This is a genomic window from Amycolatopsis sp. NPDC051071 (assembly GCF_040682875.1).
Classification (GTDB): domain Bacteria; phylum Actinomycetota; class Actinomycetes; order Mycobacteriales; family Pseudonocardiaceae; genus Amycolatopsis.
Window position 1 is genome coordinate 1 of sequence record NZ_JBFBBY010000045.1, and the last position, 22096, is coordinate 22096.

The 22096-nt window shown below is 68.0% G+C and carries 23 protein-coding genes; 10 read left to right on the forward strand and 13 right to left on the reverse strand.

The features are described 5' to 3' along the window. Window positions 1–254: 254 nt before the first annotated feature. The 9 genes from AB0M65_RS17020 to AB0M65_RS17060 form a co-directional block, all read right to left on the reverse strand. Window positions 255–1601 carry a hypothetical protein gene (locus AB0M65_RS17020; RefSeq protein WP_364028159.1) on the reverse strand — a complete coding sequence of 449 codons (1347 nt, stop codon included), beginning with the start codon at window positions 1599–1601 and terminating at the stop codon, window positions 255–257. Further along, a complete protein-coding gene (locus AB0M65_RS17025; protein WP_364028161.1) occupies window positions 1598–1933 on the reverse strand; it encodes a hypothetical protein in 336 nt (111 codons plus the stop codon). Before AB0M65_RS17025 ends, AB0M65_RS17020 begins: the two co-directional genes overlap by 4 nt. Before the next feature lie 16 nt (window positions 1934–1949). Then, window positions 1950–2507: a YbaB/EbfC family nucleoid-associated protein gene (locus tag AB0M65_RS17030; RefSeq protein ID WP_364028163.1), complete on the reverse strand. Its 558-nt coding sequence runs from the start codon at window positions 2505–2507 to the stop codon at window positions 1950–1952. A 141-nt stretch (window positions 2508–2648) separates the two neighbouring features. Then, complete coding sequence (locus AB0M65_RS17035) at window positions 2649–3500, reverse strand: alpha/beta fold hydrolase (protein WP_364028165.1); 852 nt, start codon at window positions 3498–3500, stop codon at window positions 2649–2651. Between the two features lie 353 nt (window positions 3501–3853). After that, a complete protein-coding gene (locus AB0M65_RS17040) occupies window positions 3854–5560 on the reverse strand; it encodes a sodium:proton antiporter (protein WP_364028167.1) in 1707 nt (568 codons plus the stop codon). Between the two features lie 153 nt (window positions 5561–5713). After that, window positions 5714–6325, reverse strand: coding sequence for a hypothetical protein (locus AB0M65_RS17045; protein ID WP_364028169.1), 612 nt, complete (start codon window positions 6323–6325; stop codon window positions 5714–5716). A gap of 173 nt (window positions 6326–6498) precedes the next feature. Beyond that, entirely contained in the window at window positions 6499–6891 is a 393-nt protein-coding gene (locus tag AB0M65_RS17050) for a Rid family detoxifying hydrolase (protein ID WP_364028171.1), read from the reverse strand. After that, window positions 6888–7178 carry a DUF6092 family protein gene (locus tag AB0M65_RS17055; protein ID WP_364028173.1) on the reverse strand — a complete coding sequence of 97 codons (291 nt, stop codon included), beginning with the start codon at window positions 7176–7178 and terminating at the stop codon, window positions 6888–6890. Before AB0M65_RS17055 ends, AB0M65_RS17050 begins: the two co-directional genes overlap by 4 nt. Then, a complete protein-coding gene (locus tag AB0M65_RS17060; RefSeq protein WP_364028175.1) occupies window positions 7171–7716 on the reverse strand; it encodes a nitroreductase family protein in 546 nt (181 codons plus the stop codon). The genes AB0M65_RS17055 and AB0M65_RS17060 overlap by 8 nt, the downstream gene beginning before the upstream one ends. Window positions 7717–7873: 157 nt before the next feature. Between AB0M65_RS17060 and AB0M65_RS17065 the strand changes: the two genes are divergently transcribed. The 4 genes from AB0M65_RS17065 to AB0M65_RS17080 are packed head-to-tail and all read left to right on the forward strand — an operon-like array spanning window position 7874 to window position 13335. Further along, window positions 7874–8947 carry a DUF917 domain-containing protein gene (locus AB0M65_RS17065; protein WP_364028176.1) on the forward strand — a complete coding sequence of 358 codons (1074 nt, stop codon included), beginning with the start codon at window positions 7874–7876 and terminating at the stop codon, window positions 8945–8947. Beyond that, window positions 8944–10497 (forward strand): hydantoinase/oxoprolinase family protein, encoded by a 1554-nt coding sequence (locus tag AB0M65_RS17070; protein ID WP_364028178.1) that lies wholly within the window; start codon window positions 8944–8946, stop codon window positions 10495–10497. The genes AB0M65_RS17065 and AB0M65_RS17070 overlap by 4 nt, the downstream gene beginning before the upstream one ends. Before the next feature lie 5 nt (window positions 10498–10502). Next, window positions 10503–11759 (forward strand): amidohydrolase family protein, encoded by a 1257-nt coding sequence (locus AB0M65_RS17075; RefSeq protein WP_364028179.1) that lies wholly within the window; start codon window positions 10503–10505, stop codon window positions 11757–11759. 4 nt (window positions 11760–11763) lie between these two features. After that, window positions 11764–13335, forward strand: coding sequence for a helix-turn-helix domain-containing protein (locus AB0M65_RS17080; protein WP_364028181.1), 1572 nt, complete (start codon window positions 11764–11766; stop codon window positions 13333–13335). A 76-nt stretch (window positions 13336–13411) separates the two neighbouring features. On the opposite strand, the gene AB0M65_RS17085 is transcribed toward AB0M65_RS17080, so the two are convergent. Then, window positions 13412–14110, reverse strand: coding sequence for an alpha/beta hydrolase (locus tag AB0M65_RS17085; protein WP_364028183.1), 699 nt, complete (start codon window positions 14108–14110; stop codon window positions 13412–13414). 117 nt (window positions 14111–14227) lie between these two features. Between AB0M65_RS17085 and AB0M65_RS17090 the strand changes: the two genes are divergently transcribed. Continuing rightward, entirely contained in the window at window positions 14228–14566 is a 339-nt protein-coding gene (locus AB0M65_RS17090) for a helix-turn-helix domain-containing protein (protein WP_364028185.1), read from the forward strand. A gap of 173 nt (window positions 14567–14739) precedes the next feature. Here AB0M65_RS17090 and AB0M65_RS17095 read toward each other — a convergent pair whose 3' ends face one another. The 3 genes from AB0M65_RS17095 to AB0M65_RS17105 all read right to left on the reverse strand — a co-directional run bounded on the left by AB0M65_RS17095 (window position 14740) and on the right by AB0M65_RS17105 (window position 17136). Next, window positions 14740–16182, reverse strand: a complete 1443-nt coding sequence (locus tag AB0M65_RS17095; protein ID WP_364028187.1) for an ornithine decarboxylase — start codon at window positions 16180–16182, stop codon at window positions 14740–14742. A gap of 11 nt (window positions 16183–16193) precedes the next feature. After that, window positions 16194–16526 carry a plasmid stabilization protein gene (locus AB0M65_RS17100; RefSeq protein ID WP_364028189.1) on the reverse strand — a complete coding sequence of 111 codons (333 nt, stop codon included), beginning with the start codon at window positions 16524–16526 and terminating at the stop codon, window positions 16194–16196. A gap of 193 nt (window positions 16527–16719) precedes the next feature. Further along, window positions 16720–17136, reverse strand: a complete 417-nt coding sequence (locus AB0M65_RS17105) for a DUF4383 domain-containing protein (RefSeq protein WP_364028191.1) — start codon at window positions 17134–17136, stop codon at window positions 16720–16722. 151 nt (window positions 17137–17287) lie between these two features. Here AB0M65_RS17105 and AB0M65_RS17110 point away from each other — a divergent pair, with 151 nt between their 5' ends. The 5 genes from AB0M65_RS17110 to AB0M65_RS17130 all read left to right on the forward strand — a co-directional run bounded on the left by AB0M65_RS17110 (window position 17288) and on the right by AB0M65_RS17130 (window position 22086). Continuing rightward, a complete protein-coding gene (locus tag AB0M65_RS17110) occupies window positions 17288–17713 on the forward strand; it encodes a Fur family transcriptional regulator (RefSeq protein WP_364028193.1) in 426 nt (141 codons plus the stop codon). Window positions 17714–17736: 23 nt separating this feature from the next. After that, window positions 17737–20013 carry a catalase/peroxidase HPI gene (gene katG / locus AB0M65_RS17115; RefSeq protein WP_364028195.1) on the forward strand — a complete coding sequence of 759 codons (2277 nt, stop codon included), beginning with the start codon at window positions 17737–17739 and terminating at the stop codon, window positions 20011–20013. A gap of 140 nt (window positions 20014–20153) precedes the next feature. After that, on the forward strand, window positions 20154–21008 hold the full coding sequence (locus tag AB0M65_RS17120; protein ID WP_364028197.1) for an SDR family oxidoreductase: 855 nt from the start codon (window positions 20154–20156) through the stop codon (window positions 21006–21008). A 248-nt stretch (window positions 21009–21256) separates the two neighbouring features. Further along, window positions 21257–21595, forward strand: a complete 339-nt coding sequence (locus AB0M65_RS17125; protein WP_364028199.1) for a metalloregulator ArsR/SmtB family transcription factor — start codon at window positions 21257–21259, stop codon at window positions 21593–21595. Beyond that, window positions 21592–22086 (forward strand): SRPBCC family protein, encoded by a 495-nt coding sequence (locus AB0M65_RS17130; protein WP_364028201.1) that lies wholly within the window; start codon window positions 21592–21594, stop codon window positions 22084–22086. The genes AB0M65_RS17125 and AB0M65_RS17130 overlap by 4 nt, the downstream gene beginning before the upstream one ends. The last annotated feature ends 10 nt before the right edge of the window (window positions 22087–22096 follow it).

A 22096-nucleotide genomic window follows, 5' to 3' on the forward strand; every position in this document is an offset into this window, starting at 1 on the left:
GTACTTGGCGGCGCCCCGGGCCGCGGCTCCGGCGGGGCCCGGTTTCTCGTGTGTTTTTGGCGTCTTACCCCCCACCCAAAACACTCACGAGACAGGCCGCCTGCGAGTGGTGCGGCTGAAGTCGACCACGACGCTCGGGCCGCCTCCCGGCACTCGCCCCCTCTGTCGAACGAGGGGACCGCGGATCGACACGGCCACGGAGAACTCCTTCGTCGCGACGCGGCACAGTACCTCTCACACGGCCTCAGGACCCTCTACTTCGGCTGTTGCTTCTTGTCCTCCTCGGCCCAGGCGGCCTCCGCCTGCGACTGGATGTCGGTGAGGCCGCGGTCGACCTGGACGACGGTCTTGCCTCCCCAGCCGACGTAGTTCTTCGAGCTCTTGGCGTCGGAGAGGGCTTTCAGCATCGGGTAGTAGTCCGGTGCCTTCTTCTTCAGCCAGTCGTCGACCCACTTCATCTTCTTGTAGCTGTCACCGAATTTGGTCTTCAGCCAGTCTTCGTGCTTCTTGATCATCGGGATGTCGTAGTCGCTCAGGTACGACTTCGGCGGCGGCTTGGGAGCGGGTGCGGGCGGCGGGTCCGCGGGCTTCGGCAGTGGCCGTGAGAAGTTCGGGGTGGTGCCGTCGCCCGGCGGCCGGGTGCTGGGCGTGGGGCCCCCGGTGACGGGCGGGCCGTCGTGAGTGACCGCGGTGCCCGGTGGGGGCAGCGGCCGCGAGAAGTTGGGTGTCGTGCCGTCGCCCGGTGGCCGGGTGCCCGGCGGCGGTGGCAGCGGCCGGGAGTAGTTCGGCACGCCGCCGGGACGCGCGCCGCCGGGCAGGTTGGTCATCTCGTGGCCCGGGGCGCCTGCCTTCGGCTTGACCAGCTTCGACAGCTGGGTGAGCCGGGCGAGGGTCCGGCCGGCGTAGGCGACGACCTTGGCGAGTTTGGCCAGCATCGCCGCCACCTGCACCGAGACCGTCACGACGACCTTCCCCACCCCGACGACGATCGACGCGCCGAAGGTGAACGCGGCCATCGCGAGCGCGATCAGCATCGTGGCGATGATGTCGCCGAGGATCGTCGTGATGATGTCGCGGATCAGCGTGCGGACGGCGGCGATCAGGGCCCCGGTGGTCTCGACCAGGTAACCCGCGACGTCGGATGCCTTGGCGTTGGCGTCGATCCAGCCCTTCCGGTCGTTGATCGACTTCACGAAGCTGTCGTGGCCCTCGCCCTGCCACTGGGTGATCGTCGACTTGAGGGTGGCGTCGAGGTCGGAGCCGGTGTTACGCAGCCCTTCGCCGATCTTGTGCAGCTCGTTGGCCAGCTTCGTGACTTCCGCCGGGTTACCCGCGACCTGGTCCAGCGGCCACTTCAGGAACGAGACGTGCTCGATCAGCCAGCCGAGACCGGCCGCGATCAGCTTCGCGAACGGGTCCATGACAAACGCGACGGTGTCGAGTGCGGCGCTGATGATGTTGATGCCCAGCTCCACGCTGACGGCCGCGAGGTCGCCACCGTGCGCGTTCTGGACCTTGCCGATCGAGTCGGCCACCATATGCCAGCTGTCGAACACCCCGGCACCGGTCGTGGAGTTCGCGGACGTGATGGGAACGGTCACTGGCCCAGCTCCGTCTTGAAGGTGCTCAGGGTCTGGGCCGCGTCCGAGTCCTGGTTCGCGTACAGGTCGGCGGCCTTCTTCACGTCGGCGGCGGACTTCTCGATGTCCCCGGCGAGTTTGTTGATCTCCCCGGTGATCACGGCCATCGTGATCCGCGACGGCACCGCGAGCACCTGCGCGAGCAGGAAACCGAACGCGGCGTTGTCGAATCCGTTGGCGGCCTGCATCCGGTTCGCGGCGTCCTTCACCGCGGGCTGGGTGGTGCCGGACAAGAATTGGCTGAACTTCTGCAACTCGGCCGGGTCGACCGAGAAACCTGCTCCGGAAACCACTGGTTTCTCCTTCGTACTACCAGGGGTTGCTCTCGCCGTTGTCCTCTTCCGGTGTGGGCCGGGGACGACGACGCGGCTGACCATGCTGCGGGGACTGTGGGCTCGGCGGCTGGTTCGGCGGGGGAGTGGGTGGCCGCGGCGGGCGGTCCTGTGCCTCCTGTTCCGGTATGAACCTGCCGCCGTTGTCCGGAGGCGTTCCGTCGTCCTGTTCGGGCTCCGGCAGGAACTCGGAAAGCAGTTCACGGGCGGCCGAGCTCTCGCCGACCATGCCGCTGAACGCGTCCGCGACCTCGGTCGACACCTTTTGCTGCGCACGGCCGATCAGCTGCATCACCAGACTGGAAAGGGCTTGCGGGGAACGCTCGTACGCGCGGGGGCCGAACCGGAGATCCTGCAGGATCCCGCTCGGGCCGACGGTCACCGAGACCGCCCCGTCCGGCGCCTGCACGGTGGCGACGGCGGACCGGAGTCTTTCCTGTGCCGCCGCGGCCTTTGCCTGGATTCCCTCAAGCTCGGCGGTGAACGCGGCCAGCGGATCGCCGGCACCGCCGCCGGGAGGCACGGACTGTGTCAATTTGTCCTCATCGCGAGAAGGTGGTGAACGACCAGAGTCAATCAGCGCCCTTCAAACAACAGATGACCTGAACGGAGCCGCCAGCTGAACGTGATGCCTGCCCTGGCAAGGAATCAGGGGCTATTTCGCCAGACGCCCTGGCTACCCCTCGCCCCCGGCGGTGCGGTCGATGATGGCGGCCAGTGTCGTGGCGGCCTCTTCGGGAACCCAGTGGCTGACGCCGGTCAGGATCTCCAGCCGGTAGCCGCCATCGGCGTACTGTCCGGCGAGTTCGGCGCCACGACGGGAAAGTGCCGTGTCACCGTCACTCCAGACGTGCGTGGTCGGCACGGAAACCCGGGTACGCGGGGCCGCCGGGTTCTGCAGGAGCATCGCGCGATACCAGTTCAGCCCGCCGGTCAAGGCTCCGCCAAGGAGGATCTCTTGGTGGACCCGGTCGATCTGGGCCGTTGTCATCCCGGTTTTCGCGAGCATGCGGTCCACTACCCGCGGCCCGAGCCGGATGGCGAGTTCAGGCAGCCAGGGGATCTGGAAGAAGAACATGTAGTAAGACCGGATGAGCTGGTCGCTGGTCAGCATCGAGCGCAGGAACGCCGAGGCGTGGGGGACCGACACGCTGGTCAGTGACCTGACCAGGTCCGGCCGCTGTGCCGCGGTCGCCCAAGCGACGTTGGCGCCCCAGTCGTGCCCGGCCAGATGGACCGGTCCGGCTCCGATGGCGTGGATCAGCGCGACGGTGTCGGCCACGAGACGGCTCGACCGATAGGCGTAGCGGCCCCGTGGCCGCGCACGGGGTGAATAGCCGCGCTGATCGGGTGCGATCGTGCGGTATCCCCGCTCGTTGAGCAGCGCGGCGGTCTCGGCCCACGAAGCACTGGTCTGCGGGAATCCGTGCAGCAGAACGACGACCGTGCCGTCCAGCGGGCCGGTGTCACGCACGTCGAAGGTGAGCCCGTCGTGATCGAAAGAGCGGAGGCGGCGAGGCGTGGTCATGATCGGTCTCCTCGTTGGTCGTGGGAGTCGCGGTCGCCCGCACTCGCGACGATGCCGGACCGCGTCCGCATAGTCCCCAATAGGTGTTACCTGAAGTAACAGTTATTGGGTGGTAAGTCAACCGGGCGTGATGCCCGGCCTCGCCGTGACCGGCCTGGGCTCAAACCCGTAACTCGCGTGCTCGGGAACGGAACTCGCGTGCTTGAAGCCGGAACTCGGTGTGCGGAGTTTAAGCACGCGTGTTACGCCTTCAAGCACGCGAGTTACGCCTTCAAGCACGCGTGTTACGCCTTCAAGCACGCAAGTTACGTCTTTACGCACGCGAGTTACGTCTTTGAGCACGCGAGTACGGGTCAGGTGGTGAACCGGGCCGCTTGGTTGTCGATGAGGTTTTGCGCGCGTTCGAGGGTGTGTGAGCTGTAGGTGCCACTGGAGCGGGCGTCGAGGAGGGCGTTCTGCTGTGCGTCGATGAGGAGGCGTCGCAGTTCTCGTCGTTGGTGCAGCGGGCTGTCGGGGTCGCGTTCGTTCAGCGTCTTGTCGATGGCGTCGGTGGTGGCGAGCACGCGTTCGCGGGTCCGGTCGAGAATCGTTTCGTCGAAGGGGTCACCGTTGTCGCGGCGCAGTGCCGGACTGTCGAGGAGTGCCTGCGCGGCGCCTTGGATCTCGTTCGCCAGGCGGGCGAGTTCGCGATGTTCGTGTTCCGCGTCGGTGCCTTGGATACCGAGCCGTTTGACCAGGATCGGGAGGGTGCCGCCTTGCAGGAGCAGGGTGACGATCGCGACGGTGAAGGCGATCAGCACGAGCTCGGCCCGGTGGGGTACGTCGGTGGGGAGCGTCTGCGCGGCGGCCACGGTGACGACGCCCCGCATCCCGGACCAGGCGAGGACACCGCCGCCTCGCCAGCCGAGTCCTTCGCTGGCGTAGAAGGCGGAATCGGCGTGGCGACGGCGGAGGACGCGGTTCACCGTCGCGTATCTGCGTTGCTTGCCGGGGTGGGGTCCTCGTGCGGTGAGCCCGTCCAGCGCCGCCTCGATCCGGCCGGTGACCTCGCCCGCTCCGCGTTGTTGCCGCCGCAGGGCCGCGATGAGCGGGACGACGAACGTGGCACGCAGGAGGATGAGGGTGATCGTCGCGAGCAGGCCGAGGCCGACGGTGGCCTCTACACCCTGCCCCGACGCGTGGACGTCCGCGACGACCGCGGTGATCTCGAATCCCACCAGCAGGAAAACGCCGTTCTCCAGTAGCAGCTGGATCGTCCGCCAGTTGGTGCGTTCGGAGATGCGGTCGTGTGCGGTGAAGCGTTTCGCGCTCTGGTGGCCGGTGATGAGGCCGGTCGTCACGACCGCGATGACACCCGAGGCATGCAGTTCCTCCGCCGGGATGAAGGCCAGGAACGGGACCACAAAGGAGATCGCCGTCGTCAGGACGGCCTGATCGCGGATCCGGGAGCGGGCCCGGACCGACACGACGCCGACGACCACCCCGACCGCTATGGCGACGAACACGGCGAAGGCGAAGTCGCCGACCGCGCCCCAGAAGGAGACGGTGCCCGCGATCGCGGCGACCGCGGTCCGCAGCAGCACGAGCGCGGTGGCGTCGTTGACCAGCCCCTCGCCTTCGAGAATGGTGACGAGCCGGGGCGGGAGGCCGAGGCGTTTGCCGATCGAGGTCGCGGCGACCGCGTCCGGCGGGCTGATGACCGCGCCGAGCGCGACGGCGGTGGCGAAGCCGAGGTCGGGGATCAGCCACCAGATCAGCAACCCGGTGCCGAACGCGGAGACGACGACCAGCAGCACCGACAGCGCCCCGATCGTGCCGAGGTCCCGGCGGAAGTCCATGACCGGCACGTTCACGGCCGTCGCGTAGAGAATCGGCGGCAGCACGAGCACGAGGATCAGATCGGGTTCGACGGACAGCTCCGGGGCACCGGGAATCAGGCTGCACGCCATCCCCACCACCACCAGCAGTACGGGTGCCGCGACCCCGAGTTTCGGCGCGGCGTACGAAACCACGACGATGATCAACACCGCCACCACGGCGAGCAACGCCAATTCCTGCATGCCGTATCTCGCCTTCCTCGCACCTCGGTTCCGATCGAGTGCAGCTTGCCCGACCGCGACCGGTCGCGCCGCGTTCTACTCGATGGTGGGTGCGTCGCGATCGCCGGGTGCACGGCATACCGGAGTCTATTGTGGACGGTGTGGCGCCACGCCTCAGCCGTCGACCTTGACCTGCATGCGTACGGTGCCGCCGCGATGCGACCCGAAGTAGGTCTGGAGCTGGACACTGCTCGCCGTGCACCCGGCGCTGGTCCGGTCGTTCTCGGCGGCGGAGCGCAGCACGACGGAACACTTGGCCAGGTAATTGTCGCGGTCGGGCAGCAAAATGTAGAACGTCGCCGATCCGGCGCCCGCTCCTCCGGCGTTGAGGAAGACCGCGCTCATCGAGCACCAGCTGTCCCCGCACGGGCCGTCCCATTGCGAGGAACGCACGCGAAAATCGGGCTGTGAAGGCGGAGTCGTCTTGGTGGTCTCGGACGACTCGGTGGTTTCGGTGCTGGTCTTTGTCGACTTGTCCGCTTCCTCGGTGGCCGACGTCGTCCGGCGGGGCGCCTCCGCCTCCGAAACCCTCAAGCTCGACGTCGGCGGAGAATGCGACGTGGAACTGGCCGGGGGCATGATGTCCTTCAGCGGATTGAAGCCGGTCAGGGTGTTGATCGCGGCAAGGATGGCGAAAATGGCGCTGAACGCGCCGAGGACGACGGCCCATTTCTTGTAGTCGGGCTCGTCATCGGGCTTTTCCGGCGTGCTCCCCTCGCCTGCCATGGTTTCGATTCTACTGGGTGACTCACCGAGAGGGAGAACCAAATTCGGGCCAGGGCCTTCGCTGGATACCGGCCCGGCCGCAGGGCATTCCCCCGAACAGCCTAACTTCGCTATGAAAGCCACACACGCGGTTGGTGAAGGCCGCACTGTCGCGGCCGGGACGAACGCAGAGATCAGTCATGAGACAGGTCCGATGCGACCACTGCCGCGACGCACTCGATCTCGACCCGGACGCCCAGCGGCAGGGCGCCGGCCTGGACGGTGGTCCTCGCCGGGTAGGGCTCGCCGAAGTACTCCGCGTACACCTCGTTGACCGCGGCGAAGTCCGCGATATCGCTGAGAAAGATCCGGCACTGCACTACGAGGTCCGGCCGGGATCCGGCCCGCCGCACCAGGTCGGTCAGATTGTCCAGCGCCGCCTTGGTCTCCTCGGCCACCGTGCCCGGCCGGTATTGACCGTCCACAATGGAGCCTTGGCCGGAGACGAAGACGAACGATCCGGTCGCCACGACGGCTGGGGAGTACGGACCCACCTGGTTTCCGGTTTGGATCGCCCGGATGGTCATGACGTGGCCGCCGTGCGGTTCAGTGTCTCCCGGGTGAAGTGCCGCACGTACTCGTCCAGCCACTCCCGGAACGCCGCCTGATCGGTCAGCACGAGGGTGGCGTGGTCGGTGAAGTCGGCGTGCGCGGCGCGGAGGAACTCGTCGTCCGGCGCGCCGAGCGCCATCAGCTTTCCGGCCGCGTCGACCATCCGGAACGCGGCCAGGATCGGCGTCTCGTCCAGGCTGGTCGGCGCACTGGTCACCAGGTGGGTGATGACGGCGAACAGTTCCCGCGACTCTTCAGTCATCGGATTCCTCCCAGTCGATGCCGAACCGGTTGTGGTGCAAGGGGGTGGTGAATCCTCGGGGTGCTGGTGGTGGCGTGGGCGTCACGAAGCCCACCGCGACCGTCACGTCCGCGCGGAGCTGCGGCGGCAGGCCGACCAGCGTCTGCACCGCGGGCTCGGCCCAGCTGGTGATGGTGCAGATGCCGAGACCGGCGGTCTGGGCGAACAGCGCCAGATGCGCGCAGGCCGCGCCGACGTCGATCCGGGTGGCCACCTCGACACCTTTCGGGCCCAGCACCTGCTTCGCCCGCTCCAGGTCGGTGCCGAGTACGAGCATCGCCGGGGCGTTGGTCAGGAATCCGGGCAGCACCTGCCGGGCGGCGGCCAGTATCCGCGGGTCGTCGACGATCACGATGTGGCGGATACCGGACCGGGCCTGCTGTGCCCGCGCGGCGGCCCACGCCATCCGCCGCAGCAGTGGCCGGGGGACCGGGTCGTCGGTGAACTCGCGATGCATCCGGCGCCGTCGGATCGCGTCCTCCACGTCGAGGCTCACCATGACGTTCCCTTCGTCGGGGATGATCGCCTCAGCCTGCTTGCCAGGTGTGACGCGGACAATGTGCGATCCGCCAAACAGAGGTAGCCTCATTGGGCGTTTCGCCCAATGACGGGGCCTGCCGCCGCTGGTTTGCTCACAGCACATCGGAGGTGAGTCCATGACCCAAATCACCCTGGACGACGTCGAGGACCTGGCACTGGGTGCCGTCGTACTCGGCACCGGCGGCGGGGGAGACCCCTACCTGGCCAAGATCATGCTGCGAGAGGCGATCAGCAGGCACGGCCCGATCGAGGTGGTCGACGCGGCCGACCTCGATCCCGACGGCCTGTTGCTGCCGATCGCGCTGGTCGGCGCGCCCACCGTGATCGTCGAGAAGTTCCCGAACGGTGGCGAGGCGGAACAGGTGCTGCGGGCACTGGAAGGACATCTCGGCCGGACCGGCGTGGCGGTGCTGCCACTGGAGAACGGCGGGATGAACTCACTCTTCCCGCTGGTCGTCGCGGCCGAACTCGGATTGCCCTGTGTGGACGGTGACTCGATCCGCCGGGCGTTCCCGCAGATCGAGCTGACCCTGTTCACCCTGGCGGGCTTGTCCACGACGCCGATGACTCTCGCCGACGTCAAGGGGAACTACGTGTTCTTCGATACCGTCGACAACGCGATGGCCGAGAAGCTCGCCAGGGCCTGCGCGGTCGAGATGGGCATGATGGCGGTGATGAGCGCGTACGCCATCACCGCCGGGGAGTTCGTCGAGTACGGGGCGAACGGCTCGCTCACCTACTGCCTGGAGATCGGCAGGCGCGTGCGGGCCGTCCAGCGCGGCGAACCCGGCGCGTACGAGGAATTCCTGCGCTACTGCGAGGCCGAGGTCGTCTTCACCGGCAAGCTGGTGGACATCGAGCGGCACACCACCGGCGGCTGGGCAAGGGGAACGGTCACCCTGGAGCATCTGGACGATCCGGCGCGGGCGATGCGGGTGGAGATCCAGAACGAGAACCTGATCGCCTTCGAGGACGGCGAGGCCAAGGTGACCGTGCCCGACCTGATCACACTGATCGATACCGAGACCGCCGTGCCGATGACCACGGAGAACCTCGCCTACGGCCAGCGCCTGCACGTCCTCGCCATGCCCGCGCTGCCCCAGTGGCACACCCCGGCGGGACTCGCGTTGGCCGGGCCGAGGGCCTTCGGCTACGACCTCGACTACGTGCCCTTCGGAGGTGCCCGATGACCGGGCTTCGCATCGGAATCGACGTCGGCGGCACGAACACCGACGCGGTCGTGGTGGACAGCGGCGGCCTCGTGCTCGCCGTGCACAAGACCGCCACCACCCCGGACGTGCTGGACGGGATCCGCGCGGCGGTGGCGGCGGTGCTCACTGAGGTCGACCCGGCCGCGGTGACGCAGGTGATGCTCGGCACGACCCATCCGATCAACGCCGTCATCCGCCGCCAGGATCTGGCGAAGGTCGGCATCCTGCGGATCGCCGCACCCGCCACGCTGTCGGTCCCCCCGCTCGCCGACTGGCCGTCCGACCTCGCCGACGTGGTCCGCGGCCACGTGCGGATCATCCACGGCGGTCACGAATACGAGGGCAGCGAGATCAACCCGCTGGACGAGGTCGCTGTCCGGGCTTTCGCCGAGGAATGCCGGGACCAGGTGGCCGCCGTCGCCGTCACCGGCGTGACCTCACCGGCCAACCCGGACCACGAACTCCGTGCCGCGCGGATCATCACCGAGACGCTCGGCCCGGCATATCCGGTGACCATGGGGCACGAGGTCGGCGGACTCGGCCTGCTGGAACGCGAGAACTCCGCGGTGCTCAACGCCGCGTTGCGGTTCGTCGGCGAGGGCATCGTCAACGCGCTCGACCAGGTACTGAGGACCCACCGGCTGACCGCGGACATCTTCCTGACCCAGAACGACGGCACCCTGCTCGCCGCGGCCGAGGCGGCCCGCAAGCCGATCATGACCATCGGGTCGGGGCCGACCAACTCGATGCGTGGCGCGGCCCACCTGTCCGGCCTCGCCGACGCGATCGTGATAGATGTCGGCGGCACGTCGGCCGACGTGGGCCTGCTGGTGGACGGCTTCCCGCGGGTGTCCGCGATGGCCGTCGAGATCGGCGGGGTGCGGACCAACTACCGGATGCCCGACCTGATCTCGATCGGCCTCGGCGGCGGCACCGTCGTGCGCGCCGAACCGGAACTGGCCGTCGGCCCGGACAGTGTCGGCTACCAGCTGGTGAACCGGGCGCGGGTCTTCGGCGGTGACACGCTCACCCTGTCCGACATCTCGGTGCTGGCCGGTCGGGCCGACATCGGCGACCGCGACCGCGCGGCAGGCATCGCGCCGTCCCTTGTGGACGCGGCGATCGGCTGGGTCGACGACCGGATCCAGGTGCTCGCCGACCGGATCAAGGCCGCGCGCCGGGATCTGCCGCTGGTCGCCGTCGGCGGCGGGGCTCATTTGATTCCCGGCTCGATCCCCGGCGTGAGCCAGGTGTACCGGCACGAGCACGCCGGGGTGGCCAACGCGATCGGCGCGGCCATCGCGGAGGTCTCCGGCACCGTCGACCGTGCCTTCCAGTTCTCGGACAGCAGCCGCGAAGCCTGCCTGGACCAGGCGAAGAACGCCGCCATCGACGCCGCCGTCCGTGCGGGCGCGGATCCCGGCCGGGTGCGGATCACCCTCGTCAACGAAATCCCGATGGCTTACCTGCCCGGTGCCAGCGCACGGGTGCAGGTGAAGGCCGTCGGCCCACTGATGGAACGGAGGTGAGCGCCGTGAGCCGGATCGTGCTGCACGGTGGCAGGGTGTTCGACGGGAGCGGGGTGTCCGGCGCGGACGTCGTCGTCGAGGACGACCGGATCGTCGACGTGGGGTCCGGTTTGGACGGTGACATCGGGATCGACGTCACCGGGCTGACCGTCCTGCCGGGCTTCGTCGACTGCCACGTGCACGTCCTGATGTCCGGCGCGGACCGGCTGAGAATGATGCAGGAACCCTTCTCGTACCAGTTCTTCGCGGCCGCCGAGAACCTGCGTGCCCTGCTGGACTGCGGGATCACCTCGGCCCGCGACGCCGGTGGCGCGGATCTGGGGGTGAAGACCGCGCTCGCCGACGGCCTGCTCGACGGGCCGGAGCTCGCCGTCGCCATCACCGTGCTCGGCCAGACCGGCGGACATACCGACGGCTGGCTGCCGAGCGGGGAATGCCTGCGCCTGATGACGCCCCACCCCGGCCGTCCGGACATGCTGGTCGACGGACCGCACGACATGCGGGTGCGGGTTCGGGAACTGGTGCGCGCCGGCGCCGACGTGATCAAGATCTGCACGACCGGCGGCGTCCTGTCACCAAGGGACGATCCCCGGCACGCCCACTTCGACGACGAGGAACTGGCGGTCTGCGTCGCCGAAGCCGCGCGTGCCGGGCTGGCGGTGATGGCGCACGCGCAGGGCACCGCCGGGATCAAGAACGCGATCCGCGCCGGTGTCCGCAGCATCGAGCACGGCATCCACCTCGACGACGAGGCGATCGGCATGATGCTGGACGCGGGTACGTGGCTCGTGCCGACGATGCTGGCGCCGGTCGCCCTGATCGAGCAGATCGAGGCGGGCGCGGCCATCCCCGACTCCGTGGTGCGCAAGGTCCACGAGGTGGTCGGCGCGCATCGCCACTCCGTGCGGATGGCGGCCGAGGCGGGCGTCCCCATCGCCATGGGCACCGACAGCGGCGTCTTCGCCCACGGCGCCAACCTCCGCGAACTGGAGCTGTTGAACTCGGCCGGGATGAAACCCGGCGCCGTGCTCCGTGCCGCCACGTCGTCGGCCGCGGCGTTGCTCGGCCGGGAAGGGGAGATCGGTGCCTTGACCCCTGGTCACCGGGCCGATCTGGTCCTGCTCGATGGCGACCCGTTCGACTTCACAGATTACCGCTCTCGCGTCCGCGGAGTGCTCCAGCGAGGCCGTCTGGTGCGCTGGGACGGCGTCCGGGCACATCCCGGACAGGCGCTCGCACCCCCGCTGAACAGTGCGGAATGAACGAATGTGGATCAGCCTCGGGCAGTTGCTGGCATTGGGCCTGCTGCCCGGCCACGAACTGCTCGGCGGCGCCGAGGGCCTGGACACCCCGTTGCGGGCGGTGCTGCCCGGTACGTCGGCCCGCCAGGTCGGCGATCTCGGCCCTGGCACCCTCGTGGTGTTCGAACCGGGCCGCCTGGACGCCATCGACCCGGGAACCGATCTGGCGATCCGGTTCGGGAGCCGGGCCGAGATCGCCGGGCTGGTCCTGCAACGTCCGCCGACCCCGGTTCCGCTCGCGACCCGGCTCCTCGCTGACAAGCTGGGCGTTCCGGTCATCCTGCTGGACCGGGTCGACACCGCGGCGGTCATCGCGGCCGTCGACCCCCACGTCCGGCGCCCGGAAGTGGCGGGCGCGCGGCAGCTCAACGACGTGGCGAACCGCCTGCGAGCCGCCCGCCAGCACCCGGACGACCTGGTCCGGGTCCTCGCCGCGACACTGAACTGCCCGGTGGCTTTGGTGGACGGTGAAGGCCGCGTGGTCGGCGGTGACGAGGCGACCGGCGAGGCACTCACGGCACTGGAGCAACTACGGCACCGTCCGTTGCCGTTCCACCTCGACACGGGGGAACGGCAACGGCTTTTGCTCCAGCCGCTGGTCCTCACCCAGGACGGGCCTGCCAACCTCTGGCTCGTCGCCCGGCTGCCGTCCGGATCGCCGCTGACCGACTCGACCCGGAACGCGCTCGGGATCGGCGCGTGGGCGTTCACCGCGTACCTGGCGACGGAGGCGCTCACCGCGGAACGGGCCAGCAGTCAGCGTGCGCTGCTGCTCACCGAGATCCTCGAACACGCCGATGCGCCACCACGCCGCACGGTCGAGCGCGCGACCGCGGCGGGCTGGCGCCTGTCCGGCTGGCATACGGCCGTGCACGTGGCACTCAACCAGCCGTCGGGCCGCCCGCGTCCGCACGACCTGGCGACCAGGATCGAACAGGCGCTCGCGCACCACGGCGTCCGAGCGAGCCTCGTCGAGCGGCCGGAAGGATGGGCGTTCTGGCTCACTTCAGACACCGAACCCGACCCGTCCGGCGGTCCGGCGTTCGCCCGCACCATCCGCAGGGCACTGCTGGGAGAGGAACGCGCCGAACGTCGGCTGTGCGCGGGAATCGGGCATCCGTATCTCGGCACCGCCGGCCTGAAGGCCTCCCTGCACGAGGCGAACCAGGCGTGCGTGCTCGCCCGCACCCAGGATGTCGCCGGCGCTGTCGAGCATATCGACGCCATGAGCGTGAAACGCCTGCTGTCCGGTTGGTACGGCTCGGGACCACTCCGGGAGGCGGCGACCGGACTGCTCGAACCGCTGACGGCGGCGGACCCCGGCGGGGAGCTGGTGCGGACCCTCGGCTGCTATCTCGACCACGAGTCCTCGGCGACCACGACCGCGATCGTGCTTGGCGTACACCGGAATACCGTGCTGCACCGGCTCGAACGCATCAAAACCCTGCTGGACGTCGACCTTTCCCGGCCGGACGAACGGCTCGTCGCGCATCTGGCCACCCGGGTGGCCAGACTCGGTGACGGGGCAGCCGGTTGACTCGAAGTCCTTCTTCTCGAAGCCGGTCATCACGTCGGTGGCCGCACTGTCGGCGCCGTTGAGCCGGCGACGATGATCAGGTCACCTCGATCAGCAGCTCGGTGAGTGCGGCGGGCATGGTGATCATGCAGTCGTGGCCGGTCGGGAGTTCCCGTACTCGCTCGGCCGCCGGGACGGGACGTCGGATGATGCCCGCCGGCCGGCCTTCGAGGCAATGGATATGCGTGCGCGGGATCGTGCGTGCGGCCGGGTCGTCCAGCCGGACAGGCTCCTGAAGGCAGCGCACCGGCTGGTCCGACAGCATCGAGCGCAACCAGGCGACGTCGTCGGGATCGGTGACGCCGAACAAGCCGAGTGGCGGCGGCTGCTCCGGCATCGGCGGAACCCGCCAGCCGTCCACGGCGACGTCGATGAGCTGTTTGGTGACCGGGAGGACGTCGACAGCGGTTTCGCCGTCTTCGGGGACCATGGCGTCGAGGAAGACCAGCTGCGCGATTCTCTCCGGGACTCGGTTGGAGACTCCCGCGATGACCATTCCGGCGTAACTGTGCCCGACGAGCACGACGTCGTCGAGCTGCTCTTTTTCGATCAGGGCGGAGATGTCGTCGATGTGAGTGCCGAGACCGACCTCGGGGCCCAGCAGATGTGCCTTGTCGCCGTAGCCGGTCAGCGACGGAGCGAGCACCCGGTGCCCGGCCGACTCCAGCAGCGGGACCACCCGGTCCCAGGTCTGTCCGCTGTGCCAGGCGCCGTGTACCAGCAGAAATGTAGCCATGTCGTGCGGTTCCTCCTCGTGCCTCGGTACTCTTTGGTAACCGAAACCATCGTGGTCCCCACGACACGCACGGGGCAATACGGCACTTTTCGGTGCCCCGGTTCTCAGGAGGTAACCATGCAGGACCCGTGCCAGGCCCGTGAAGTCCTCGGCATAGTCGGGGACAAGTGGGCGTTGCTCATCGTGCGCATGCTCAAAGACGGGCCGCGGCGCTTCACCGAACTCAAGCGGGCCATCGACGGCATCAGCCAGCGCATGCTCACCGTGACGCTGCGCGACCTCGAACGCGACGGGATCTTGACGCGCACGGTTCGCAACGTCATGCCGCCGCACGTCAGCTACGAGCTGACCACGATGGGCCGGACGTTGCGCGAGGCGACCGCGCCACTGCTCGAGTGGAGCATCGCGCACCTGCCGCAAATCGACGCCGCCAGGACGGACTACGACAACCGCTAGGTCGGATCAAGTGTGGCGCCTCTCCAGGCTCGGCCGAGTACTTCATCGGCCGCGCCGGTGCGGTGCATGACATCCCCTTCAAGCACGCAAGTTCCGCCCCCAAGCACGCGAGTTCCGTCTTCAAGCACGCGAGTTCCGCCCTCAAGCACGCGAGATCGGCCCGGCAGACCGCCTCATTGGACGACGCGGACCGTACCGAGATCAGGATCAGCGGCGTCGTAGATGAACATGCCCGTCCGGACGCCGCTGTGGAGGTAGTCGATGATCGCGTCGGTGAAGACCTCGCCAGGAGCGATCGCCGGGACACCGGGCGGGTAGGGGCTGACCATCTCCGCGCTGACGCGTCCCTCGGCCTTGTCCAGCGGGATGTGCTCGGAGTCGGCGAAGAAGGCGTCGCGGGGCAGCATCCGCATCTCGAGGTCCAGTTCGGCCGCGGAAGGCAGGTCGACCGGTGGGCATCGGCCGAAGTCGTGGCCGACCAGTCCGCGCAGGCCACGCATCAGTGCCGAGACGGTGGTCTCGTCGTCGGCGTGGGTGATCTGCACGGCGATGCGCCGGTGGTCGGACAGGCCGGTGTGCAGATGGCGTTCGGCGAGGTGATCGGTGGCCTGATAGCCCGTGATGCCAAGCCCGGCGACGTCGATGACGATCTTGAGCGGGTCGTGTTCGAAAGCGAGCGGACGGAATTCGGCCGAGAGCGCGTGCAGGCCGGGGATGTCTTCGATTTCCTCACGGACGCGGGTCGCCAGCGACAGCGCCCGGCTCAGGAGTTCGTCGCCGCGCTCGACCATCTGACGGCGCCATCCGTCCAGGGAAGCGAACAGCAGCGCCGAAGTGCTGGTGGTGCCGAGGAGGTCTTCGCGAGCCTTGAGTACATCTGGCGAGACCCGGTCACCCTGCAGGTGGAAGACGGAAGCCTGTTCGAGGCCGCCACCCATCTTGTGTGTGCTGGTCACGCACAGGTCCGCTTCGGCGTCCATCGCCCAGGACGGCAGATCGTCGTGGAACGGGTAGTGAGCACCCCACGCCTCGTCGACGATCAGCGGCTTGTCGGCGTCGTGGAGTACCCGGGCGACACCGCGGATGTCGGCGCAGGTCCCGTAGTCGGTCGGGGTGATCAGCAGCATGCCCTTGACGTCCGGGGCTTCGGCCAGCGCCGCACGGACTTCTTCGGGGCCGGGAGGATGCGCGATGTGGTGTTCGGCGTCGTAGCGGGGCCGGACCCAGACCGGGCGCACGCCGCTGATCACCAGTCCGGCGACGACCGATTTGTGGGCGTTGCGCGAAACCAGGAGTCGCTCGCCCGGCCCGGCCACGGCGAGCATGGCGCTTTTGACCGACAGCGAACTGCCGCAGGTGGAGAAGAACGTATGTTCCGCGTCGACGGCGTCGGCCATCAGCTTCTGCGCCTGTTCGAGGACCCCGCGCGACATCCGGCGGTCGTCCAGACCGTTGAGCGTCAGCAGATCCGACTCGAAGGCGTCCCGGCCGAGCAAGGCGAGCACTCGTGGATCCGCGCCGCGGCCTTGTTTGTGACCCGGAGGGGTGAACGCCAACCCGCCCGCCCGGCGGTAGGCCTCGATGGCTTCCAAAATCGGTGCGCGCGAGTGGTCCATCCTGCCTCCTGTCAGCGGCCGAGTGCGTTCTCAAGCTCCTTCTTGGTCATGCTGGAGCGGCCTTTGATGTTGTGTTTCCTGGCTTCGTTGTAGAGCTGGTCCTTGGTCGGCCCGCCGGGCCCCTGCCTGTTCCCGGACCGTTTGCCGCCGCGCTTCTGCGGTGAACTGCCGCGGGTCGAACTCTTGCTCGCGGACTTGGCTTCCCCGGACCGTGCACGGTTCTTGTTGACGGTCCGCGCGGCGATCTCCTCGGCCCGGTCCGTGCTCGCCCCGCGTTTCTTCTGCGAGGACTTGATCTCCTTGTACTGACGTTCGCGCTTGTCGCTCCAGCTTTGTTCAGGCACGGCTCCTCCTTCGTCGTCACCTGCGGATACCCGTTTGGATCACCGGCAAAACCGAGCGGTCACCCGCCCAGGGCTGGGTGTCGCGAGCCGAAGTTCGTGCCCCAGGTGTGCTCGAACTTCGCACTCGCGTGCTTGAAGGGGGATCTCGCGTGCTTGAAGGCGGATCTCGCGTGCTTGAACCCCGCACACGCCGCTAAGCCTGGCGTTCTGTCTGCTTTGCCGGGCTTGCACGCCGGGTGGACGCCAAGGCGATGCCGAGTGCGGCGATCGAGGCCAGACCGTGGAGCACGTTGTCGGCCCAACCGAAGTTCACCGCGTCACCGGACATAGTCGTTGCCGCGGAGAGCACGCCGAAGGCCGTCAAACCCGCGTAGGCCACGAAAACGACCCAGGCGTAGGCCCGGACAGCGGAGGGTTTCAGCATGGCAGCCAAGCCGAGAACGCCGGTGACCGTCCGGATGATGTCGAGCATCCCGGTGGCGCTGAAGATCCACAGGGTGTTTTCGCCTGCCTGATTGTTCTCTGGGAGGAAGAAGAACCCGAGGACACCGACCACGAGAAGGATCAGCGCGAGCAACAGCACCGCGGGCCGTAAGGACGATTCGTTCATGGGACCACCTCCGTTCGCCGGTGAAGCCCGGGTACCCTTGGATCAAGCTGTGAAACCGGCCTGCCCGCCGCCTGAGCCGTCGGGATATATCGACCGATCGTGGTCGGTCTTGATTTGACCGGTTACAGACAAGCTCTTATCGTCGATGGCGATGTCTGACTTCGAGGCACAGTTGCGGGCGGTCTCGTTACGTGTGACGCGGCCGCGGCTGGCCGTGCTCCGCGCCCTGCGTGAGCACCCGCACGCCGATACCGAAACGGTGATCGCACGGGTGCGGTCCGACCTCCCCACGGTTTCCCACCAGGCGATCTACGACGTCTTGCGGGCCCTCACCGAAGCAGGCTTGGTGCGGCGCATCCAGCCCGCCGGTGCTCTCGCCCGCTACGAGTCCAGGGTCGGGGACAACCACCACCATGTCGTCTGCCGCTCCTGCGGCGCGATCGAGGACGTCGACTGTGCGGTCGGCCCCGCCCCCTGTCTTACCGCCTCGCATGACCACGGCTACGTGATCGACGAGGCGGAGGTCGTTTTTTGGGGCGTCTGTCCCGATTGCGCGGCCGAAAGTGTTTCGAAATGATTCGCCGCTTTGGAAGGAAGTAGATGAGCGACAACCAGGACAACGTCTCGTCGAGTGCGCAGGGCGTGGACGGCAAGGCGGCGGCGGGCTGCCCGGTCGCCCCCGACTCGGTGACGTCGCACGGCAGTGAGAGCGAGAATCCGGCGATCGACTCGCCGAAACCGAAGTCGGGCGGCCGCCCGCGCACCAACAAGGACTGGTGGCCCAACCAGCTCGACCTCTCGGTACTGCACGCCCACTCGTCGAAGGCCAACCCGCTGGGGGAGAACTTCAGCTACGCCAAGGAGTTCTCCCAGCTCGACGTCGAGGCCCTCAAACGTGACATCACCGAGGTACTCACCACCTCGCAGGATTGGTGGCCCGCGGACTTCGGCCACTACGGCGGGCTGATGATCCGGATGAGCTGGCACGCCGCGGGTACTTACCGCATCCACGACGGCCGCGGCGGGGCCGGTGACGGTGGGCAGCGCTTCGCGCCGCTCAACAGCTGGCCCGACAACGCCAACCTCGACAAGGCTCGCCGTCTGCTGTGGCCGGTCAAGGAGAAGTACGGCCAGCGGATTTCGTGGGCCGACCTGCTCGTGCTCGCGGGCAATGTCGCGTTGGAGTCGATGGGCTTCAAGACGTTCGGCTTCGGTTTCGGCCGTGAGGACATCTGGGAACCCGAGGAAATCTTCTGGGGTCCGGAAGACACCTGGCTGGGTGACGAGCGCTATGCCGGTGATACCGAGATGGTGGCCGACGTCGGCGCGACCGAAATGGGCCTCATCTACGTGAACCCCGAGGGGCCCCGCGGCAACGCGGATCCGGCCGCGGCGGGCCACTTCATCCGGGAGACCTTCGCCAGGATGGCGATGAACGACGAGGAAACCGTCGCGCTCATCGCCGGCGGCCACACCTTCGGCAAGACCCACGGTGCGGGCATCGCCGACGACCACGTGGGCCCGGAACCCGAAGCCGCCCCGATCGAGGCACAGGGCCTCGGCTGGCTGAGCAGCCACGGCAGCGGCAAGGGCGGCGACGCGATCACCAGCGGTCTCGAGGTGACGTGGACCGACGTGCCGACGCAGTGGAGCAACCGCTTCTTCGAGATCCTTTTCGGCCACGAGTGGGAGCTCACCGAGAGCCCTGGCGGCGCGAAGCAATATGTCGCCAAGGACGCCGAGGCGATCATCCCGGATGCCCACGACCCGGCCAAGAAGCACAAGCCGACCATGCTCACGACGGATCTGGCGCTGCGCGTCGACCCGGCGTACGAGAAGATCTCACGCCGTTTCCTGGAGCACCCGGACGAGTTCGCACTGGCGTTCGCCAAGGCCTGGTACAAGCTGCTGCACCGCGACATGGGCCCGGTCAGCCGCTTCCTGGGACCGTGGGTCCCCGAGCCGCAGTTGTGGCAGGACCCGGTGCCGGAGGTCGACCACGAGCTCGTGGTCGACACCGACATCGCCGCGCTCAAAGCGAAGGTGCTCGAATCCGGTCTGTCGGTCGCCGAGCTGGTCGGCACCGCGTGGGCGGCCGCGGCGAGTTTCCGGTCCACCGACAAGCGTGGTGGCGCGAACGGCGGCCGGATCCGGCTGGACCCGCAGCGCTCCTGGGAGGTCAACGAGCCTGAACAACTCGCCGGTGTACTGGAGGTACTGACGGGCATTCAGCGGGAGTTCAACGACGCCGGCGGCGCGAAGATCTCGCTGGCCGACCTCATCGTGCTGGCCGGTTCGGCCGCCGTCGAGAAGGCGGCGCGCGACGGGGGCAACGAGGTGACCGTGCCGTTCCACCCGGGCCGTACGGACGCCACGCAAGACGACACCGACGTCGAATCGTTCGCGCTCCTCGAACCACGCGCCGACGGGTTCCGCAACTACCTGCGTTCCGGCGAGAAGCTGCAGCCGGAGGTCCTGCTCGTCGAGCGCGCGTACATGCTCGACTTGGCCGCACCCGAGATGACCGTCCTCGTCGGCGGCCTGCGCTCCCTCGGCATCAACGCCGGCGGTACCCGGCACGGCGTCTTCACCGACCGGCCCGGTGTGCTCACCAACGACTTCTTCACCAACCTGCTTTCGCCGGGTACGCGGTGGAAGGTGTCGGAGTCCGAGGAGAACGTGTACGAGATCCGCGACGTGGCCTCGGACAAGGTGAAATGGACGGCCACCGCGGTCGACCTCGTCTTCGGCTCCAACTCCCAGCTGAGGGCGCTTTCCGAGGTTTACGCGGGACAGAGCGCCCGTGCGCGGTTCGCCGCCGACTTCGTGAAGGCGTGGACCAAGGTGATGGAACTCGACCGGTTCGATCTCGCCTGAGCGAGCTTCGTCGACGGGCCCGGCCGAGCTACGAGCGATCGGCCGGGCCCGGGCGATCTCGTCAGGGGACGGTGGCTCCATGTTCAAGAGCGGGATCACTCGGGTAACCGAGCGGAAAGCACCCGACGGGAGGAGCCCCGATGCCAGACAAGTTACGACCGCCGCAACAGCAGGATCCGCCGGGTGTGACGTCCAAAATGGATCCGCCGCCCCGGGACTCCATGGAGGACTACGAGGGCCGCGATCTGCTGCTCGGCAAGCGTGCGCTGATCACCGGTGGCGATTCGGGAATCGGCCGTGCGGTGGCCATCGCGTTCGCGAAAGAGGGCGCCGACGTCGCGATCGCTTACCTCAACGAGCACGAGGACGCGAAATACACAGAGGAGCGTGTTCGGGCTGAAGGGCGCGAATGTCTCCTTCTACCGGGTGATCTGGCCGGGGCCGCACAATGCCGTGAGATCGTCGATCGCACCGTGGGCGAACTGGGCGGGCTGGACATCCTGGTCAACAACATCGCCACCCAGTGGCCGGTCGATTCGCCGGAAGAACTCACCGACGAGCAGTGGACACATACGTTCGACGTGAACATCCACAGCTACTTCCGGGTGACGAACGCCGCGCTGCCGCATCTGGGCGAAGGCGCGGTGATCATCAACACCGGCTCGGTGAACGGCCTGCGGGGCAACAAATCCCTCATCGACTACTCCGCGACGAAGGGTGCCGTGCACGCCTGGACCTACGCGATGGCGCAGGCGCTGGCCGATCGCGGCGTCCGGATCAACTGCGTCGCACCGGGACCGGTGTGGACACCGCTGATCCCGTCGACGTTCCCGCTCGAGAAGGTCGAGAAGTTCGGCCTCCAGGTTCCTTACGAGCGCGCGGCGCACCCTGACGACCTTGCCCCGTCGTATGTCTTCTTGGCTTCCAACAGGCTTTCGTCGTACTACAGCGGTGAGGTCATCGCGGCGCTGGGAGGCGAGACGACACCTGGGTGAGCCCAGTCACCCTGTCGGGGTGCCGTAACTCGCGTGCTCAAACGCGTAACTCGCGTGCCTGGATGCCGCACTCGGTGTGCGACGTCTAAGCACGCGAGTTACGTCTTTAAGCACGCGAGTTACGTGTTCAAGCACGCGAGTTACGTGTTCAAGCACGCGAGTTACGTCTTTGAGCACGCGAGTTACGGGTTTGCTGCTCGGCGACCGGCTACTCGACACCGCGACGCGTAAGTAGTAGCTTACGCGTCATGGTGACCGCGACCGCCGATCCCTGGCAAGCACTGGCCGATCCCACCCGGCGCAGGGTGTTCGCCCGTGTCGCCGGTGGACCGTGTTCGGTCACCGAAATCGCGCAGGACCTGCCGGTGAGCAGGCCTGCGGTGTCGCAGCATCTGCGCGTTCTGCTGGACGCGCGGCTGGTCGACGTTCAGCAACAGGGCCGGATGCGGCTGTACGCGATACGCGCGGGCGGTCTCGACGAGATGCGCCAGGAGCTCGACTTCTACTGGCGCAAGACCCTGACCAACCTCAAAGACGTGGCCGAGCGGACCTACTCGCCGGCCGAGGAAGGGAAATCGCCCCGATGAGCACCACGCCACAGGACCAGACCGCGCTCCAGCTCGACATCGTCGTCGACGTGCCCGTGGAGCACGCCTTCCGCGTGTTCACCGAGCGGTTCGACGAGATCAAGCCTCGCGACCACAACCTCCTCCCGGTACCGATCGAGCGGACGGTGCTGGAGCCGAGGGTCGGCGGGACCGTGTACGACGTCGGCACCGATGGCAGCCGCTGTACCTGGGCACGGGTACTCGCTTACGAGCCTCCGGGCAGGCTGGTCATCAGCTGGGACATCAGCCCGCGCTGGCAGGTCGAGACCGATCCGGAGCGCACCAGCGAAGTGGAGATCCGCTTCACGGCCGAAGCTCCCGAACGCACCCGGGTGCGGCTCGAACACCGGCACCTCGACCGCCATGGCGAAGGCTGGGAGGGCTTCACCACTCTCGGCGCCGGTCAGGGCTGGCCGCTCTACCTCGAGCGGTACCTCGCCGCGACGCGACGGCATGCCGAAGGCGCCTGATGCGGCTACC